An 18,445-nucleotide genomic window follows, 5' to 3' on the forward strand; every position below is an offset into this window, starting at 1 on the left:
GGTGTTGTAAACAGCATTGCTCTGGATTGCTTCACCTTTACACTGTAAAGGTTCGCAATGACGAGGTGTTTAGCAAGCACCCCAGAATTGTCTGTCTTTGCGAGCAAAGCGAAGCAAGCCAGGTTGGGTGTTGTAAGCAGCATTGCCCTAGATTGCTTCACCTCTGTCTTTGTAAAGGCTCGCAACGACTTATTTCCTCGAGAGCAAGTTTCACCATTTTGGTAGAATTCTATCTAACCATTTTGGTAAATACCAATTAAGAGGCTTAAGTAGGGCCATGGTAGCTGGTACTAAAAGCGTGCGTATTAAAAAGGCATCAACAAAGATAGCTACTGCAATACCGAGCCCAAATTGCTTAACCATTAAAACATCAGCAACCATAAACGAACCACAAAGGAATATGACTATAATCGCGGCGCTAGTAATGATTTTACTGCTTTTCTCTATACCAAAAACAATACTCTTTTGATTATCGCCTGTGCGCTCATAATATTCTTTAATACGTGTGAGCAAGAAGACTTCATAATCCATAGAAAATCCAAAAAGAGCGCAAAAGATAATAACTAACAAGCTAATATCTAAAATCCCTTGCGGATCAAAATTAAGCCATTGATGAAAATGCCCTTCTTGAAATATAAAGACTAAGACGCCATAGCTTGCACATAAGCTAACTATATTCATTAAAATGGCTTTGAAGGGTAAAAAGATAGAGCGCAGTAAAATCAATAAGACTAAATAGGTTAAAGCCATAATCCATAAAAGCGCATATGGAAAAATTTGATAAATCTTATTTAAAACGTCTTCATTTTTAACAGGTTCACCGGTTAATTGAAAGTTAAGCCCCTTAGGTGGCTTAAGCTCGCGCAGCTCAGCAATAAGGTTTTTAGTTTCTTTCGAGTCATCACCATATTTACTGACTATTCTTATAATCGTTACATTTTTTGCAGTCGTTGTCGCTAATAAATTTTTAACAGCCTCCGTTTTAAGGCTACGTTCAGTATTGTATAGCGTTTGATATTGTGATCGCGTTATGTCGCTTTTGGTGCTTACAATGCTATTTACTTGTTTGATTAAAGGGTTTTTTTTAAGTTGTTCTACTAAGTCATATAACTTACCAATATTGGCTTTGGAGAGAATTCTTTCATTGGGACTGGTCACAACCAATAAAATAGGTGTTAATTCGTGCTCATTAAATTTATCGATATAGGTATTAAAAAACGCTCTGCCTTCAGCTTGCTTAGGTAAAATACGAAAATCAGAAATACCAAATTTGGCGTTTAAAAAAGGGTAGCCAAGCAGTAGTAAAAAACTTAAAGTTAAGAGAAAGAATATCAACGGTCGTTTCACAACCTTAGTAGCCAGCCATCGCCAAGCAAGGGATACCTTTTCTTTCTTGGAAAAGCGCACCGATAAAGAATTAACACGCTCTCTTAAAATAGCAAGAATAGCTGGTAAAAGGATAAGGGCTATCAGTACCGCCACGAAGACGGCAGCCAATCCCCCGACGCCTACTGAAAATAAAATATTGACTGGAAAAAAAAGCAGGGCACTAAGGCTAATGAAAACAGCTAATCCACTGAAAAATACAGCTTTACCTGCCGTTGCAATTGTGGTCGCAATCACCCGGCGCATCGTTTTATTTCTCTTTAATTCATCACGAAAGCGGCTAATAATGAAGAGACAATAATCAAGGCATAAGCATAAGCCTAATAACAAGGCAATATTAATAGTAAATATCGACAGAGTATAATGCTGGCCAATAAAATATAATAAAGAAAGAATAATGACAGCACATCCTCCCCCTAAAATAATAGGAATAAAAGCAGCTATTAACGAGCCAAACACTAAAATTAAAGTAATAATTGAGACGGGAGCCGCAATTAAATCAGCTTTAAAAAGATCTTTTTGGGTCTGCTTATGAATTCCTTCTTCAAAAACTGCCTCTCCACCGAGCTCCATGGTCATATTAGGTGGCGTTTTTATCGTATCTTTTAATTCTTGCACTAATTCCTTGGTCATAGGTTCTTTATTATCAAAGAAAATAACGGCATAGGCGGTATGTTTATCCTTAGAAATTTGTTTTTTATTGGCATCAGGAAGAATAATTTGATGTTTAATGGGAAAATCTTTTAAATCTGCCAATGATTTTTTAATCGCATTAATAAAGCGGTTCTCGGTAGCTACCCAATTTTTATGGGTGTAAATGACTAAAATTTGATTAGGGCTTAAGCCCAGTGCATTATTAATATAGGTTTCTGTCTTTGCGCTATTTGAGGTGGTATCGATAAAACCGGTTGATTTAAAAGGTGTCATAATTGTTGGCAGATAAGGCACACAAAGGATAAGTGAAATGATCCATAGCCAGACAATGTGTATGCGGGCTCGGTAGATAAATTTGCCAAAACGAAAAAAAAGCGAATCTTCTTGCATGCGTATCCCTGATCCCTTTTTTTTTATCTTATTGTCTAAGTATAGAGCATCATTCTTAAATATAGCTATTTGAAAATGTTATAAATTATTGGTGATGCGTTTAGTGGTAAGCGGTAATAAATAAAAAAGAAGAGGGATTTCTAAATAGCTATGAAACATAGACACGATACTATACACCTGTTTCCAGAGGTAAAAGTTGTAAAAGAAGCCTACGCCAAATAAGATAAAAAAGGTCAGCAAAAATTTATTAATGGTTAATTTCTGTGGGCCTAATTTTGGCAAGATTAAAATGACATAGTAATAATGAATCAATTGCAGATAGACCGCGGAGGCAAAAAAAGCAACGGTATACGGGGAAATATCACTAGGGCGTAAATAATGCATGATATAGGCGAGTCTGTCTGCAGGGGCGAAGTAAGACCAATCTAGGGATAAAAATAAAGCTAAAGTAAAGACTAAGATGGGGTTTAAGACAAAGACAATCCATGCTTTATGCTTAGCCTGTGAAGCCGCTAAAAACCCCCAAGGCGTTAAATTATGAAAAAAAGCGAGCGCTAAAAAAAGTAATATTGGGTTAATAATAAAAGCGATAGCAAAAGCCAAAATAATCAAGCCATGACTGATTTTAACTTTAAAATAGAAGGTTATTAATAATAAACCAAAGATAACTGCAAATTCTATGATTAAAAGATAATCAATTGGTTTAATTAAATTAATTATTTTTAGAAAAACTAAAGCAGTTAATAAAAAAAGCATAGAAATAACTAGTTGTTTCGGTATTTTATCGACTATATTTTTACGAATATAAAGTAATTCATAAGTAATATGGGTTAATCCAAATAAACTTAATGATAAAAAATATGAGCTTAAAGGAAACGTAGATGCTAAGAGAATAAATAGCAGCGGGAAGGGAAATCGTATGGATATGTATTTCATGAGTATTATCGTCGCCTTACTCGTAGCCATTATCTTTGAATTAATTGCTTTTTTTATTCTGCTTCGACCCCCATTAACCTCTTTTGAAACATTTTTATGGTTATTAACAATTATAGGTTTAAATTGCGTAACCATACCAATAGCACAGTTAATTTATAGCTACTTAATTAATTTAGGCACCCTGACAAGTTGGTTTATAACCGAACTAATCATTATTTTTTTTGAAGGATTCTTTATAAATAAGATTATGAGGATTAACTTCAAAAAAGCAGCGTTATATTCCATAGTATTAAATACTACGTCAATCATTAGTGGAGAAATACTGTGCTGGCTAGAATTACTACCTTGGTGCTTTTAATCTTTACTGTGGCGAAAAGTTATGCCGATTTAATTATCACACCGCGGCCAGCCTATGAAGCTATTTATTCTACCAAAGGGGCTACCTTAATTACTTTGTCAATTGTAGGGGTAGGTCTAATTATTTTACTTATTGTTTTTTTTATCAGGAGGAAATAACGACTATAAATTTGTTGCAACAACTACTTCTAATCAACTAAGGAAATAATCATGAAATATGCTGTGACCTTTTGTGCATTAGATCGTGAAACGGGTAGTAATTATTTTTGGCATAGTTGTCTTCTTTTGTCTAAATGGCAGGAGGGTGGCGGCAAAATGGAAGTAGTTGATCAATGGGGGTTTTATGGTGTACCTACTACTATGCCGAATTCATTATTAAAAAAAGTAAAAATAAGCCTAGGTTTAGATATCGATTTATACGGTAATCATGGGATGTTGCTTCATGAGCCAATGCGCACATTGGATTTAGGTTACGGCTTGCATGGCGCGACATTTGAATTAACCCAAGAGCAATTTAACTTACTACAACTACGCTGCCAAACAATGGCTGATGAACAAAATCAAGCCATTGCTGAGGTGATGAGCCAACAGCCTTTATTAGCAAAAGAGAAAGAAAAATCAAGAACTTATCCTTACGAAGACTGGTCTGCGCAGATTTATCAATTTGAAAAAGCAAAGGCACAGAAGGCGGGACGTGAGCCAAGATTAAAGCCCTTTGAACTCAATTTATCATTTACGTTATGGGGGCCTGCGGTAAAACAGTCTTATACGTGTAAATCGCAAGTTATTTCACTCTTAACCGGTATTCTAACTAATCAGCAGATTAATCGTTTAACTGAAAATGGCAAACACCCTACCATCCCGCGCTACAGTGGTCCTTTAGAACCCATTTTTTTACATAGCACAGGGCCGCTACGTCAACATAAAAAACAGTCTGGTAAAGTAGTCTATTATCGCTCTATGGAAGATGCCGACGTCAAGCTCTATTGGACTCTTCCACCACAGGATATGGATGCTTTATCGCAAGAAACAAACGAGCAGCTGCAGATATCTGAAGACTATCGCAATGAGGCTAAGTTAGTTATTCGCCAGTTACAGTGTTTAGAATGGTTATTTAGAAATGCTGTATTACCTAGTCAATATCAAGCTTATCAGACGAGTTTAATTAAGCAGATAACTGATTATTACGATGTTTTTTCTCAAGTTAGGAAAATTAATTCAGAGCCGGCCATAGAAAAAAATTGGACAAACTATTTTTATTTTTTAAACTCAATGCCAAGAAACCAGGGAGAACGTTTCCTTTTAAAAAATATTCAGCAGGCTAAATTATTTATTAATACGCTTTATATGGCTGCAGTGGATAATTGGAAAATTGACCTTAATTGTCCTATGGAGAATTCTGAATTAATAACCGAACAGCTTTCTGATGCTACTGGTGATGTTAGTAGTTATGCTAATCCAATAGAGGCTGTAACAGCTTATTTAAGCACCGAGGATAAGCAAGAGCTTTGCGCGATTATAGGCCGCACGTACGCTCATCCAGACACGGAATATGATGAGGATAGTGATACTGACGTAGGCATAGCTGATTCATGCATAGTAAGGTAGCGCGCTAGGTAGATGGTAAGGTAGGTTGGGCTAAACGGAGTGCAGCCCAACAATAAAAAGCCCTTTTTTATAGCCCTTATTATGCAGAATTATATTCATAAAGATTATTTTGCGCTCAAATTTGATATTTTTAATACATTTTCTTAAACTAAGATCAGATCACCTACTAAAGTATTCCTATGCATATTACTTTAAATCTTACCAAAGAAGGGAAAATTGAATTATCTTTGGAGACAGATTGCTATCAGCCTAATCCAAAGTGGGCAATAGATTGGATACAAAAAAATATGGCTTCTATTTATAATGGCTCGGGGCCTGGGTTTTCCTATATTGAAGGTTCAGTTACGATTGTTAACGGCGAACAGATTAAATCTTTCTTAGATGTCCTAGTTAGTGAAGGACAAAATCACCAAATTTCTACACGGGCAATTGATCAATCATTGTACTGCTCCTCATTTGCCATCGCGACAGTGGAACAGGCGAAAAACCTACGTGCTAGTATTCATAATTTTTTAGTAAATAAAATTACCGATGATGACTTCCAAAGCTTACAAGAGCAAACAAAAGCATTAAGACCTACAGATTTAAGTGCTAAGGAACAATTTATTAATGCTCATAATAAATACTGTAGCCAAAGTATACGTCTTTTTGGACAAGGCTTTAGTAAATCTAGTTATGAAAACTCTAATTTAAAGGAAATCGTTAAGGATGCTATAAATCAAAAGAGTTCATGCAGGGCTGTTTTCATGGATTTAGGATGGATGAAGCCTGATGGCTCACTAGCTGCAACTGCGCCTCAGGATGTATTAAAAGCTTATCAGGATAACATACCTGATGTAGAGGAGCCGTTAAGGCCTTGAGGCATTGTTGCGTGGATAAGTTAAAACGTAGCTCAGGCGCAGGCCCATAGGGCCGAAACCTGGGTTTCACTTCGTTTCACCCAGGTTACAAGGTCGTTTTGATCGCTTCTATCCACGCAACAATACTACGTGGAGATGACAAACAAATTTCACCTTCTTCATAATGCCTTAAATGATTTAGCAATATCAGCGGTTAGGCGGTTTAAATTAGTATTCATACTTTTAACAAGCGCATCGATGGTGATAGGGGGAGGTGTAGTTAATTTTAATTGATAATAAACATTATATTTTTTAATTAATTGTTCACCATGAGAAATTAAATATTCTGCCCGTAATACACTATCGCCATTGTAATTAATTTCAAACTGAAAGATATCTATTTGAATATGATAACTAGGTTTGAATTTAGTATCCCACGGATACCTTTCAATGACGGCATTTGGCAATAATGTTGTTAAGTTAGCTTCAATAACGCGTCCTATGTTTTTGTCTAACGACTCTGCCCAACGATGGTATTCTTCTAATTTAACTTTATAAGGGGTGTAATGAATCATTAATTGTGGTTTTTCTGTGTACTCAGGTACCTGAATTTCATCAATACCTATTTGAATAGCATTGCTAGCTATTTTATTAGGTTTAGGCGGTATAGGATTTAAAAGATAAAATTCTGATTCCTTTGAGCTGCCACAAGAAATTAAAAATAATCCTAATAAGATAATACTAAATTGTTTAAGGCTCACTGTTTACCTCTTAATATTGACTCAGGATGGCGTGATAAATAATCGCTTAAGTTTTGAAAGGAATTAGCAGCATCAGCAATTTCTTTCATAGAACGATTAAAATAAGTAATGGCAGGTGGAAAATAGGCGTCAAAATTGTCTGCTAATTGATTAAAGCTATTAGCCATTTCGCGTGTCGAATTAAGCGTTTCCCGTACTGCTGGCGAGCGTACTAATTTTGTGATTTCTTCAATCATAATCTGTGCAGCTTTTAAAGCATCATCAATACTGGTAATTTTTTCTTTCGTGTTTCGTGTAGGAAAGATAGGGTAGCCACGAAAATATTGTGCTTGATAATTAAGAGGCTTTACTTTTGTCTTAACTAGTTCAATGTCAGATACGCCAGTTAAGAAATTTGGTTTAGAAATATCTGCAACAAAGCCATTTCTAATTAATAACTCCACTGGATTTTGCGCAAAAGCTAGGCTTTTCTCGACAAAAAACTCAACATAAACCGGAATTTCAACTTTATTTTTTATCTTATTTTCAGTAATTTCAATCAATGATACTTCACCAATTTTTACTCCGCGATAAGTTACAGGCGCCGTAGTACTTAAACCTTTTAAAGATCCTTTAAAAAACATAACAAAGGTTTGAACTTTAGCTTGCGTATATTGTTCGTAAAAAAATAAGCCGCCTAAGAACATTAAAATCAACCCACCAACTACAAATATACCGACTAATGTATAAAAAGGTTCATGACGCATTAATTTATCCTTAAACTAACCTTATTTAATTAAAAATAGAGAGAAATCTTAATAACGCACTAACGACAGCAATCCACAGGGCACCGCGAGTAAGAATGCGAGATACGGCAGTTCGCAGCGGTATATGGATGATAGCTGCTTGATAATAGTAATAACCGCTTGTCAAACTCACAAGCGTGCCAAATAATAGTGTTTTAATGGAGCCAATCATTAAATCCGTGATGGTGACGGCATGAGTAATATGATTCATGTATTCATGATGGTTCATATTAAAATAGTAATGAAAAGTGTAAAAGAGGCCTAGTAGGGATGTGGTGAGAGTGTATGCATATAAAAGTAAGGCAGTCATATTTGTACCAATAATTATTGGTAAAATGTAATTAAGAATAATTTCATTCCGGCCATGACGAAGTTTAGTAATTTTGACGCGTGCAATAATTAAATTTAGTGAGGTTTGTACACATAAAATTAAGCCAATGAGTAGGGGTAATAAGTCGCGGGCTAACATGGTTTGTGAAATGGGTAGGGCTTTTGAACTTAAGTTAAAATTTTCTAAAAGAAAATAAATATTAAGCCCTAAGGTACTTGCTAATAAGAGGCTCATTAGCATAAGAGGGATGGCAATTGCTGTCCCTGAATTATAAAGTATTTTTAAAATATTAATCCAAGCAATTGATGAAGAACCGAATAGTACTGTTCCAGCGCTATGACTAACATGTCCAATAAAAGCAAAAAAGAGAATAAATGAATGAAAAAATCGACTCGTATTTCTTCCTATTGCGTAAAAAAAATTCATTCACTATCCCTGTATGATTTTTTACTAAATAAATTATGAATGGCTAATTAGAAGAATATCAAAGGTTAGTGAATAGGTTAATTATTTTTAACCTTTAACACATAAAATTTGTTTTAAAGTAAATAGTATTTCAACTAAATCTTCTTGAGATTTCATAACCGCTGCAATATCCTTATAGGCGGCAGGACTTTCATCCAATATGTGCTTATCTTTACGACATTCAACCCGTTGGGTAGCAGTTTTATGCTCTGATAAACTTATCCTCTTTTTAGCTTGGTGTCGTGACATGACACGGCCAGCCCCATGACTGCAGCTCGTGAAGCTAGCTTCATTGCCTAAGCCTCGCACAATAAATGATTTAGCGCCCATGCTGCCTGGAATGATACCTAGTTCATTTTTTTTAGCAGATACAGCGCCTTTACGAGTAATATAAACTTGCTTGCCAAAATGCCTTTCTTCAGAAACATAGTTATGATGACAATTCACTACATGTAAATCAGCCTGAATTGGTCTATCTAAAAATTTAGCCACTGTATCTGCTAATAATTGCATCATGATATCTCTGTTACACCTAGCGTAGGTTTGCGCCCAATTAACGGCCATGAAATAATCATTAAAATGTTTGGTACCCTTAGTAAAATAGGCTAAATTCCTATCAGGAAGCTGACCTAGTTGGTCTTGCATATCAAGTTTGGCTAACTCAATAAAATAAGTGCCAATGGCATTGCCTATACCTCGTGAACCACTATGCAGCATTAACCACAGCTGTTGATGTTCATCTAAACAGAGTTCAATAAAATGGTTACCGCCACCTAGTGTGCCAAGCTGACTGACATGGTTTAAATGAGTTTTGGCCTTTTTAGCAATTATTAGAGGATGTTTTTCTATTAACTGCTTATAGCCTTGATTTAATTGCTGCTTCCAAGTAGAAATAGCCAATTTAGGAAGGGTTGCCTCTGTCCACTTATCAAAGCCTACGGGTATTGCTTGCTCAATAGCTAGGCGTAGTTTATATAAATTATCCGGCAAATCTTTGGCAAACAAATTAGTTCGCATGGCTATCATCCCACACCCAATGTCAACACCTACTGCCGCAGGAATAACGGCATTTTTTGTTGGTATAACCGAGCCTACTGTAGCGCCAATGCCTAAATGTACATCAGGCATCACAGCGATATGCTTATAAATAATAGGTAGAGAGGCTATATTATTAATTTGTTGTTTAGCATTCTCATCAAAAAGAACATGTCTTGTCCATGCTTTTACTTTTTCCGAGAGTTGTAAATAGTGAGTCATTATTGCATGCCCGCAGTAAATTTCTTAAAGGTCTAATAAGTAATAATAGCAAAGTATTTTACCATAGACTTCTAGTAGACCTTAGTTAAGGTGGGTTAGCTTAAAATAGGAAAAGACGCATTACGTGGGTTTCTAAAATCTGGAAAAGAAGCATGCATGTGTGCGATTTTCCAAGCATGATCTTCTTCATCTATGCAGATAGTGATTCTTAAATGTTCTAAGATGTAATGTTGGCCATCAATCCATAATTTTGCTGAACAATTAGCGCTTGCCCAAAATGCATGCTCCGTTGTGGGATTAAAATTAATAATATCAATTTCACTTTGCTCAGATTGACTCCAAGCACGAATTAGTTGCGTTTCAAGTGCCTTTAACCCATAGCGATATTCATCAATACCTGTGCCCCATAAGGTTGCATTTTGGGTAAATAAGCTAAGTAGATAAGGTAAATCACGGTTTTTATAACCAGCACAGAAGTTTTTAAACAGTTTCTCACTGGTGGTAGTCGCGTTTGCTTGATAAGGAAATTCTTGTTTATACATTTTTTTTCTCTATATGAGTTTCCATTCAGTTAAGAATGGAAACTCATCTTATAATTAACCTTTGTGGCCACCTTTGCCTTGTTGGCCTTGACCATGTTGAAATTGGCCTTGTTGACCTTGTTTTTGCTGACCTTGTTGGCCATGTTTTTGTTGGCCTTGGTTTTGTTGGCCTTGTTGACCTTGGTTTTGTCTTTGACCTTGTTGGTTTTGACCTTGTTGACCTTGATTTCTATTGTCCATAATATATCTCCTAGGTTAGTTATAAAAGTATAAAAAGACAGTTTTAAGTTAGGCTAGTTAATTATTCTTATCTTGATTTGGCCTGTTTAGATTCGCCTCTTGCTTTTTCGGCTTTAGAATGCATACCTTTAGCGGCTTTTTGAGGATGGGCATTGTTTTCTTTGCGGGTTTTAGCTGCTTTTTTTGCGCCTGCAGATGTACCTGGCATATAATTCTCCTTTGTTTAATTAAAGTTCTTATACAACCAATATTCCGCGTGCTTCTAAAAATAGCTCAACAAAATTTAGTAAGAAATGACAACAGCTAAAGGCATTTTGTTAAGCTTAAGTTATATTCATAACTTGTTAATGTATGGTAAGCTCACATTTAAATTCTGTCAAATTAGTCAATAGCCCGATACTTAATTTACAGAAGTTTTTAGTTAATAAGTCCTTGTTTGTACGTAATCATTTCTCATAAAAAAAATTTTAATTTTTTTAAATTTCCTACTTTTTTATTAAATTAGAAATAAATTACGCTAAATTTAGCGATGCTTATCTCTATGATTAGGGTGGCTAACTAAGCGATTAGTAAAAGTAATTGCTAACGCTGAAACAACCAAGGTTAAATGAATAATGACTTGCCACATTACAGCATTATTACTTTGTTTGGTTGGATCGATAAAGGTGCGCAGTAAATGAATAGAAGAAATACCAATCAATGCCACAGCTAATTTAACTTTCATAGCGCCTGCATCAAGGTGATCGAGCCACTCAGGTTGATCAGGATGAGATTGTAAATTTAAATCAGCAATAAACGTATCATAACCGCCCATAATAACCATGATTAATAAATTGGCAAGCATGACGACATCGATCAAATCTAATACGCCAAGCATAATTTGCGTATCATTAAAGCCACGAATATTTATAATTAAATGAAACAACTCATTAATAAATCGATAAGCATACGCCCCTAAAATAAAGATAAGCCCAACATACAATGGTGCTTGTAGCCAACGACTAAAAAAGATAATTCTACTAAGTGCGATTTTTACGATATTCATTTAAAGCTAAACCTGTGCGGGTCAAAATGGGTATCTTATGTTAGTTAATTAATTGAAGCAAACAGATTAATAACAGAGTACACTGTTTTTATTATTTGCGGTTCGTTTAATAAATTTGCCCTTGTCGCTAAAGCGCTGGTGAGCGTAATAGAGGGCTAGCTACTCAATAATCATTTGTCTTAGTATTAAAATTTATTTATGAACCTGCCAAAGTGAATCAACAAAATATTTTTTTGAGTCAAAAAAATTCTTGATGATAGAAAAACCATTCTCCTGCGCAAAGTCAGAAATTTGAGACAGTAAGTATTTGTATGAAAATTCTAAATGTATCGGTTCAAATTCATTAAAATGAAATGCGCGGTCTAGGTCTTTAATAAAGATTGTTTGTTCTTGTGAACTTATAAGATAACTTTCCATAGCGCCTGAATAAACATTATACGGGGCATAATGATAAAATAATTCTGGTTTAAAATTAGCACCTAGTTCTCTATTTAAACGATGTAATAAATTATAATTAAATTTTCGGGTAATCCCATCGCTGTCATTGTAGGCTCGTAATAAGATATCGATATCTTTACGTAAATCAAAGCCAATTAAAAAATAATCCCCATCGTTTAAATCTTGCCAAATTTCACGTAAAAAGGATTGGGTGTTCTCAGGACTAAAATTACCAATGCTTGATCCTAAAAATAATAATAAATTTTTACGCACAGACTGGGTGTTTAACCATCTTAGCCCCTTAAAATAATCTGAATTTAAGGCAATTAATTTTAAGTTAGGGAGATCGTGATTAAATTTTTTTACAATTTGATTGAGATATTTACGAGAAATATCAATTGTAAAATAAGTGAATTCGAGAGAATCTTGCAAAAATTGCTCAATAAGTATGCGGCTCTTAATTCCTTCTCCTGGGCCTAGTTCTATAAGATTGAAGCCTTGCTGGCCAAGTAGTTGTGACAATTCACCTTTATAGTTTCTTAAAATTTCTAATTCGCAGTTTGTTAAATAATAATCAGGATGGCGAGTTATCAGATTAAATAATTCACTGCCTTTCTCATCATAAAAATACTTAGATGAAATAAACTTATTGCTACTTGTTAAACCCGTTAATATGTCTGCTAAAAAAGTATTTCTACTGTCTTCAAGTGACGGTGGATAATCTAAGGTAGTTATTTTTAAATTTTCATTCATGGAATGCTCCTTTTCCTCAACAGTCCCTAGCTAAACGGATGCCACTAAACTGCCATCGTTTTTCTGGTTGATAGAAATTACGATAAGTTTTTCGAATATGTGCTTGTGGCGTTATGCAACAACCGCCCCGCAAGACATATTGGTTATTCATAAACTTACCGTTATATTCGCCTATCGAACCCGCAAAGGGTTTATATTGAGGATAAGCTGAGTAAGGGCTTGCTGTCCATTCCCAAAGATCGCCAAAAAATTGGCTTACGCCATGTGCTTTATTTGGCGCGGTGACAGGTTGGGGGTGGTATATACCTTGCTCTAAAAAATTACCTGTCAATAAAAGCTGATTATGAGTTACAAAATATTCCCACTCTTCCTCGGTTGGTAAGCGACAGCATTGCCATCTTGCATAAGCATCAGCCTCAAAATAACTAATATGAGCAACAGGGTCGCCAAGATTGAGTGGTCTTAAACCTAATAAGGAAAACTCATACCAAAGGTTATCCATAAAAACCCAATAAAGCGGCTGAGTAATGGCATTATTTTGCACCCATGTCCAACCATCAGATAACCATAAAACAGGATTTTTATACCCACCTGCTAAAATAAAATCCAAATATTCGCCATTGGTCACAAGCCTATTAGCAATAGCGTAATCAGCAACTAATTTTTGATGGCTAGGCAACTCATTATCAAAGCAAAAACTTTGACCTTGATAGCCCATTGTAAAGACACTGCCTGCTACTTCTGTAAAGGTCATTGGCAGATTTGCGCTACTTAATTTAAATGAATTTTTAGGCTTAAAATAAGTTGTGGGTTCACTATGTAGGGAAAAATTATACTTAATATCCATCAGTAATAACTCTTGATGTTGCTGTTCATGCGCTAAACCTAAGGAAATTAAAGAATGTATTTTTTTTAAATCATTATAAGTTGCTTGGTTGATGACATTTAAAATAAGGTTATCGACATGCTGTCGATAACTATAGATTTCCTCAACCGCGGGTCTTGATAGTAAGCCGCGATTACAACGAGGGTAAGGATTATTAATACCTAAATAATAAGAGTTAAATAAATGATGGTATGACGGATTAAAGGCTTGGTAATTTTTAAGATTAGCAAGGATAAATGTTTCAAAAAACCAAGTCGTATGAGCAAGATGCCATTTTGGTGGACTAACATCTGGCATGCCTTGAATAACATAATCTTCAATGATGAGTGAATGACAAAGCGATTCAGTTTGCTGGCGTACAGATTGGAAAAAATGAGCAAGCTCATCCCTATCAATTTCTTCAGTGTAATCAATTTTCTGATTTAATTGCACGATTTTTCCTATTTATCTGGTTAGGCCATTTAAAGGAGCTTTATACCTATCTAAAATTATTTGCTCTTTTTAATGAGTATAGGTGTAATTTTAGATTTAATTTAAATACCAGATAGGCAGCAGTAAATTTAAGTTAAACTTTTTAAATTTAGCTATTGCATTAGTCAGGCTATTGATTTTTAATTATTAACGGTGCCTAAAGGGAATTAATTGTAGATGGCATTACTTAACGTGAGCTCACTATAAAAAATAGGTATTATTTTTTTATATTGAACTGCTGCAAGGTCTATACTAATGATGGTAGCAAACTAAGAATAAGGACAAGGAGGGTGTAATGGCAGACCATAATTCAAGTAATAACGTAGCTATTGTTGCAATAGTAGTCATTGTAGTTATTATTGGCGTAATTCTTTATTATGTTTTAGGTGATCATCCTAACACTATCAATACCACAACTACACCCGCACCAGGAAATAACACAATTAATGTTGAAACACCTAGTACTACTGTGCCTGCATCGGATACTTCTGTAAACACTACAACAACGACAACGACTGGTACACCAGATACGACAGGTAATGGAGCGGCTGGAACTGGCACAGGAACAGGAACTACGGGCACGAGCACGACTGGTACTGGAACCACTGGTACAGGCGCTGGAACTACCGGAACTGGAACTACTGGTACTGGCACCAATCAATAATCGGCTCTGGGTTTAAATTATGGAACAATAAGAAGAACCTAGGTTCTTCTTATTGTTAAGTAAGATACTTGGCTGTTAATTTTAGCTGAGCCTTTATTGAGCAGAATTAGAAGTGCCTGTTGTATCCGAGGTGTTAGATGAATTAGTAGCAGAATTATCATTTGTTTGCTTATCTAATTTCTTTTGAATTGCTTGTGCATCTTTTAAATGTTTAACTAAATGTTTACGCGTGCTAGTTAAATGCTCTTTAAGTTTTTTATTGCCAGCATTTGGTATTAAAGTATTATCAAATAATTGAATTGCGGCATTATGATCGTTAACCATTGCATCAATATAAGCTTTATTAAGTGCTGCGCCTGATAAAGGATTTAAAGTAGCTAATTCATTTTCACCATGCTGTTTTAAACTATTCGCGGTATCATTTTGAACCGGTGCACCAATTTTACGGCTAAGCTTTAAGGTTTCTTTTAAATTCTTATTGTGCTCTTTAGAAAGCATTTTTGCATAGCTTGCTACAGACGAATTAACACCTTTCTTTTTAGACACAAGATCTGCTGCTGAAATTTCATTTTGATTTAATACCACAAGAACAGCTAATATTTGACCATCCATTTGGTTTTTTTGTGTATTATTATTTTGTGCGCCAGTTGTATTAGTTTGCTGATTAGTAGTACTCGTACTTTGATTAGTGCTGCTGGTGTTTTGCGTATCGGCTGCAAAGACAGTGGGAAGAGAAAAAGTAGAGCATAATACTAACGTAATTAACTTCAGTTTCATGTTAAATTCCTTTTGAGTTGTAATAACAGATTGACTGTATAGCATAAATGGAATAATTGATCTATGGCTAAAGATAATTAGTCTTTTCGTATTTTAACTAAGAGTAATTAACTGCCATAGCCGCAATTATTTGTTAATTTTTTAGATTTAAGAATAGTTGAGATTAAAACAAATCATTTATCTTCCTGTGCAATGAATAAGGCTTCCTAGATTTTCACTTGGTGAAGGTTCGCCATGACACTGCAACTTAGCAAGCATGCAAGAAGGCTAGTTGCTATTTTCCTAATTCTTTTAAGAATATTGAGATGGTTTGTTGCTGAAGGTAGATAATTTAAATTATAGTAATAAAACTATTAGAGCACTAAATACACGAAATATGGTTAGTTAGTTTAAATTACTTTCATTAAGGGTAACAAAGTGAAATGCTTATCATGGAAAGATATTATCGTAGCAGGACTTATATTCACTTCTCCTATTGCGTTAACCCAAGAAGCCAATGTAGACAATGAAATTGATTTACAGGGTATAAAATTAAGTCAATTAGAGCCTATCCCAAGTTTAGAAACCATTGAACCCAACGCCGATGGGCAGGATAGCGCTTATACCGTTGAACAGCTTAATTTGCACAATATGAATGTATTGCACGAGGATAGAATAAGTCTCTCTCTTGCTATGGCATTAACTCAAGCAGCTAATGTAGAAAATGAAATTGAGCCGCAGGGTATAAAATTAAGCCAATTAGAGCCTATCCCAAGTTTAAAAACGATTAAACCCAAAGCAGACCTTGATAGTCAATTTACTAGTACCTTTACATTTAAGCAGCTTAATTGGAATAGTAATAATGTGTTGCGCGGCGATAGAGCGACTACCTCTTTTTATTTACCGGTTCCAATCCAATGGCAGTTTAAAGAGGCTAAATTAAACTTAGTAATTTCTCATTCGCCACTACTATTGCCTATATCTAACCTTAATCTAGAGCTAAATGATAAGCCTGTGTCTTCTTTAGCTTTAACGCAAGAAAATACGAACTCTACACCTTGGACTATTCCTTTACCTATTGATGCCTTTAAGCAAGATTGGATTTCTTTAAACCTAATTGGTTTTCTTCGCGTTTCAGATGATCCCTGTAAAGATTATGACAACCCTAGTAATTGGGCCTTAATCTCACCAGACTCAACCCTAACCCTATCCTATAAGATTAATGCGTTTAAGCCTAATTTAGCTAATCTACCTTATCCTTTTATTGACAAAAATTTACTGTCGTCTGCGTCATCTTTACTTGTTTTACCGTCTGATCCTTCCTTCAGTGAACTGGTAGCTGCATTAAAAATAGCTCGAGCTTTCGGTGCTCAGTTAGGACTAAATCAAATGAATCTAACAGCAAAGCTAGCGAACACAGTCAGCGAAGGAGAAAAAGCAAAGAATAACCTTATTTTTGTAGGCAAGAGTGAGCAATTTTCTTACCTAGATGCAAATTTTACAAAAAACGCGATTATCAATGACCAGGCAAAAAATGGATTACCTAGTGATTTAGGGATTATTCGTCTGCTTGTTTCACCATGGAATCCAATACGTGGGCTATTAACAATTACTGGTAATTCTGATTTGGCTGTTATAAAGGCTGCGAATTCTTTTGCTACACCTCAATCTAGGCTTCTTTTACAAGGCCAGTCAGTTTTAGTGACTGAAAATTCATTGCCTAAGACATTTAATGAGCAAGTAGTGAATACAGCGCCCATATCTTTAAAAGATTTGGGTTATCAAGATCAAACCGTATTAGGATTGGGCCACAATAGCTTATCTTATACGTTTACCCTTCCTAATAACCAAGTACCTAAGAACATCATTTTAAATACTTTGTTAAGCCATTCTGTGTTTGATTATAAAGATCGCTCCATGCTGACTGTATCTGTGAATGATGTTAAACAAGCCTCACTGATATTAGTACCGCTAAATGAACAAGACTCTAGATGGAAAGTCCAGATTTCTGGTGATGCATTAAGGCCAGGAAAAAATACACTAAGTTATAGTTTTGATTTACATGTCCCACAGGAAGGTTGTGCAACTCGTTATTATTATCAAGCCTGGGGCGTTATACATGGCGAAACAACGCTACAAGCAAGTTTTAATGAAGAGCTGCCTCATATTACTTTAAATCAGTTTCCTATGACAGTTGGTAAAGGGACGCTCGTTATTTTGCCACAAAAATTTACTGGTCTTAAAATCGGAGAATTAATAAACTTTTTCTTAAAATTAGGGCAATCTCTGGGAGTAGAGTCTCAGGCAATTGAAGTTGCTAGCTCAAATGAGGTAACAGAAGACAAACTTAGAGAAGTTAACACCATTATTATTGGAACCGCGGAAAATAATCCTTGGGTAGCGAAAGTAATGAATAATGCACCGATAAAAATCCAACAAGGAAAAATAAGTGTTGCTAGTCAAAATGCTAATCTTGCTATTTCCGCGCTAGAGTCCTTAGGTGTCGTTGAGTTAATCGATTCACCGTGGAATAAAAATCATAATACTCTATTAATTACAGGCACAGATAATAATGCTGTAAGCCAAGCTATGAATTTATTAGTGGATAATCAGGTTAAATCCACATTACGTGGTAACGTTGCAACGATAGACCAACAGGGCAGTATCGCTACTTATGAAACGCGGTTGGATGTGCAAAATGAAGCTAAGTCATCAGCCAATTCAAGTACACCATCGTTAAATAAAATAGGTGGTTTTGCTTCTTATGCTTATCAAAATATTGTCTATATCGTAATTATCATCTTCTTAATTATTGTTATTATTCTAGCAATTGTGGGCTTTTTCTTAAGGCGTCGCACAAACTAAGGACATAGGTCTATGG

General features: G+C 35.2%; 18 protein-coding genes. 5 read left to right on the forward strand and 13 right to left on the reverse strand.

Translation table 11 applies throughout. From position 1 onward, the window contains the following. Window positions 1-210: 210 nt before the first annotated feature. Window positions 211-2,430, reverse strand: coding sequence for an MMPL family transporter (locus tag DYE47_RS03580; RefSeq protein ID WP_115301952.1), 2,220 nt, complete (start codon window positions 2,428-2,430; stop codon window positions 211-213). A 78-nt stretch (window positions 2,431-2,508) separates the two neighbouring features. Next, complete coding sequence (locus DYE47_RS03585; RefSeq protein ID WP_115301953.1) at window positions 2,509-3,366, reverse strand: hypothetical protein; 858 nt, start codon at window positions 3,364-3,366, stop codon at window positions 2,509-2,511. 324 nt (window positions 3,367-3,690) lie between these two features. Here DYE47_RS03585 and DYE47_RS15930 point away from each other — a divergent pair, with 324 nt between their 5' ends. The 3 genes from DYE47_RS15930 (at window position 3,691) to DYE47_RS03600 (ending at window position 6,191) form a co-directional block, all read left to right on the forward strand. Continuing rightward, a complete protein-coding gene (locus tag DYE47_RS15930; protein ID WP_131750069.1) occupies window positions 3,691-3,882 on the forward strand; it encodes a hypothetical protein in 192 nt (63 codons plus the stop codon). A gap of 51 nt (window positions 3,883-3,933) precedes the next feature. Continuing rightward, entirely contained in the window at window positions 3,934-5,331 is a 1,398-nt protein-coding gene (locus DYE47_RS03595) for a hypothetical protein (RefSeq protein WP_115301955.1), read from the forward strand. 179 nt (window positions 5,332-5,510) lie between these two features. Continuing rightward, window positions 5,511-6,191, forward strand: coding sequence for a hypothetical protein (locus tag DYE47_RS03600; RefSeq protein ID WP_115301956.1), 681 nt, complete (start codon window positions 5,511-5,513; stop codon window positions 6,189-6,191). Between the two features lie 158 nt (window positions 6,192-6,349). On the opposite strand, the gene DYE47_RS03605 is transcribed toward DYE47_RS03600, so the two are convergent. The 10 genes from DYE47_RS03605 to egtB form a co-directional block, all read right to left on the reverse strand. Beyond that, window positions 6,350-6,931, reverse strand: a complete 582-nt coding sequence (locus tag DYE47_RS03605) for a PqiC family protein (RefSeq protein ID WP_115301957.1) — start codon at window positions 6,929-6,931, stop codon at window positions 6,350-6,352. Then, on the reverse strand, window positions 6,928-7,677 hold the full coding sequence (locus DYE47_RS03610) for an MlaD family protein (RefSeq protein ID WP_115301958.1): 750 nt from the start codon (window positions 7,675-7,677) through the stop codon (window positions 6,928-6,930). Before DYE47_RS03610 ends, DYE47_RS03605 begins: the two co-directional genes overlap by 4 nt. A gap of 25 nt (window positions 7,678-7,702) precedes the next feature. Continuing rightward, entirely contained in the window at window positions 7,703-8,473 is a 771-nt protein-coding gene (locus DYE47_RS03615) for an ABC transporter permease (RefSeq protein WP_115301959.1), read from the reverse strand. A gap of 87 nt (window positions 8,474-8,560) precedes the next feature. After that, window positions 8,561-9,769: an RtcB family protein gene (locus DYE47_RS03620; protein WP_115301960.1), complete on the reverse strand. Its 1,209-nt coding sequence runs from the start codon at window positions 9,767-9,769 to the stop codon at window positions 8,561-8,563. Between the two features lie 95 nt (window positions 9,770-9,864). Then, window positions 9,865-10,311: a nuclear transport factor 2 family protein gene (locus DYE47_RS03625; protein ID WP_115301961.1), complete on the reverse strand. Its 447-nt coding sequence runs from the start codon at window positions 10,309-10,311 to the stop codon at window positions 9,865-9,867. Window positions 10,312-10,365: 54 nt separating this feature from the next. Further along, on the reverse strand, window positions 10,366-10,551 hold the full coding sequence (locus tag DYE47_RS03630) for a hypothetical protein (protein WP_115301962.1): 186 nt from the start codon (window positions 10,549-10,551) through the stop codon (window positions 10,366-10,368). Window positions 10,552-10,618: 67 nt separating this feature from the next. Then, complete coding sequence (locus DYE47_RS15980) at window positions 10,619-10,759, reverse strand: hypothetical protein (protein WP_160149836.1); 141 nt, start codon at window positions 10,757-10,759, stop codon at window positions 10,619-10,621. Window positions 10,760-11,074: 315 nt separating this feature from the next. Continuing rightward, on the reverse strand, window positions 11,075-11,596 hold the full coding sequence (locus DYE47_RS03635) for a TIGR00645 family protein (protein WP_115301963.1): 522 nt from the start codon (window positions 11,594-11,596) through the stop codon (window positions 11,075-11,077). 192 nt (window positions 11,597-11,788) lie between these two features. After that, on the reverse strand, window positions 11,789-12,787 hold the full coding sequence (egtD, locus tag DYE47_RS03640; protein WP_115301964.1) for an L-histidine N(alpha)-methyltransferase: 999 nt from the start codon (window positions 12,785-12,787) through the stop codon (window positions 11,789-11,791). 16 nt (window positions 12,788-12,803) lie between these two features. Further along, window positions 12,804-14,105, reverse strand: coding sequence for an ergothioneine biosynthesis protein EgtB (egtB, locus tag DYE47_RS03645; protein WP_207385174.1), 1,302 nt, complete (start codon window positions 14,103-14,105; stop codon window positions 12,804-12,806). Between the two features lie 334 nt (window positions 14,106-14,439). Between egtB and DYE47_RS03650 the strand changes: the two genes are divergently transcribed. After that, window positions 14,440-14,808: a hypothetical protein gene (locus DYE47_RS03650; protein ID WP_115301965.1), complete on the forward strand. Its 369-nt coding sequence runs from the start codon at window positions 14,440-14,442 to the stop codon at window positions 14,806-14,808. Window positions 14,809-14,901: 93 nt separating this feature from the next. Here the strand turns inward: DYE47_RS03650 and DYE47_RS03655 are convergent, their stop codons facing one another. Then, the gene (locus DYE47_RS03655) at window positions 14,902-15,585 is read right to left on the reverse strand and encodes a DUF4142 domain-containing protein (protein ID WP_160149837.1); all 684 of its coding nucleotides are present in this window, start codon (window positions 15,583-15,585) and stop codon (window positions 14,902-14,904) included. Window positions 15,586-16,002: 417 nt separating this feature from the next. Here DYE47_RS03655 and DYE47_RS03660 point away from each other — a divergent pair, with 417 nt between their 5' ends. Then, on the forward strand, window positions 16,003-18,429 hold the full coding sequence (locus tag DYE47_RS03660; RefSeq protein WP_115301967.1) for a cellulose biosynthesis cyclic di-GMP-binding regulatory protein BcsB: 2,427 nt from the start codon (window positions 16,003-16,005) through the stop codon (window positions 18,427-18,429). Window positions 18,430-18,445 lie beyond the last annotated feature (16 nt).

The sequence above is a fragment of the Legionella beliardensis genome (genome assembly GCF_900452395.1).
Classification (GTDB): domain Bacteria; phylum Pseudomonadota; class Gammaproteobacteria; order Legionellales; family Legionellaceae; genus Legionella_C; species Legionella_C beliardensis.

What these genes read in the sequence shown, in the direction of transcription:
- DYE47_RS03580 (WP_115301952.1), bottom strand. Translation starts at nt 2,430, where the DNA reads ATGCAAGAAGATTCGCTTTTTTTTCGTTTTGGCAAATTTATCTACCGA.
- DYE47_RS03585 (WP_115301953.1), bottom strand. Translation starts at nt 3,366, where the DNA reads ATGAAATACATATCCATACGATTTCCCTTCCCGCTGCTATTTATTCTC.
- DYE47_RS03595 (WP_115301955.1), top strand. Translation starts at nt 3,934, where the DNA reads ATGAAATATGCTGTGACCTTTTGTGCATTAGATCGTGAAACGGGTAGT.
- DYE47_RS03600 (WP_115301956.1), top strand. Translation starts at nt 5,511, where the DNA reads ATGCATATTACTTTAAATCTTACCAAAGAAGGGAAAATTGAATTATCT.
- DYE47_RS03610 (WP_115301958.1), bottom strand. Translation starts at nt 7,677, where the DNA reads ATGCGTCATGAACCTTTTTATACATTAGTCGGTATATTTGTAGTTGGT.
- DYE47_RS03615 (WP_115301959.1), bottom strand. Translation starts at nt 8,473, where the DNA reads ATGAATTTTTTTTACGCAATAGGAAGAAATACGAGTCGATTTTTTCAT.
- DYE47_RS03620 (WP_115301960.1), bottom strand. Translation starts at nt 9,769, where the DNA reads ATGACTCACTATTTACAACTCTCGGAAAAAGTAAAAGCATGGACAAGA.
- DYE47_RS03625 (WP_115301961.1), bottom strand. Translation starts at nt 10,311, where the DNA reads ATGTATAAACAAGAATTTCCTTATCAAGCAAACGCGACTACCACCAGT.
- DYE47_RS03630 (WP_115301962.1), bottom strand. Translation starts at nt 10,551, where the DNA reads ATGGACAATAGAAATCAAGGTCAACAAGGTCAAAACCAACAAGGTCAA.
- DYE47_RS15980 (WP_160149836.1), bottom strand. Translation starts at nt 10,759, where the DNA reads ATGCCAGGTACATCTGCAGGCGCAAAAAAAGCAGCTAAAACCCGCAAA.
- DYE47_RS03635 (WP_115301963.1), bottom strand. Translation starts at nt 11,596, where the DNA reads ATGAATATCGTAAAAATCGCACTTAGTAGAATTATCTTTTTTAGTCGT.
- egtD (WP_115301964.1), bottom strand. Translation starts at nt 12,787, where the DNA reads ATGAATGAAAATTTAAAAATAACTACCTTAGATTATCCACCGTCACTT.
- DYE47_RS03650 (WP_115301965.1), top strand. Translation starts at nt 14,440, where the DNA reads ATGGCAGACCATAATTCAAGTAATAACGTAGCTATTGTTGCAATAGTA.
- DYE47_RS03655 (WP_160149837.1), bottom strand. Translation starts at nt 15,585, where the DNA reads ATGAAACTGAAGTTAATTACGTTAGTATTATGCTCTACTTTTTCTCTT.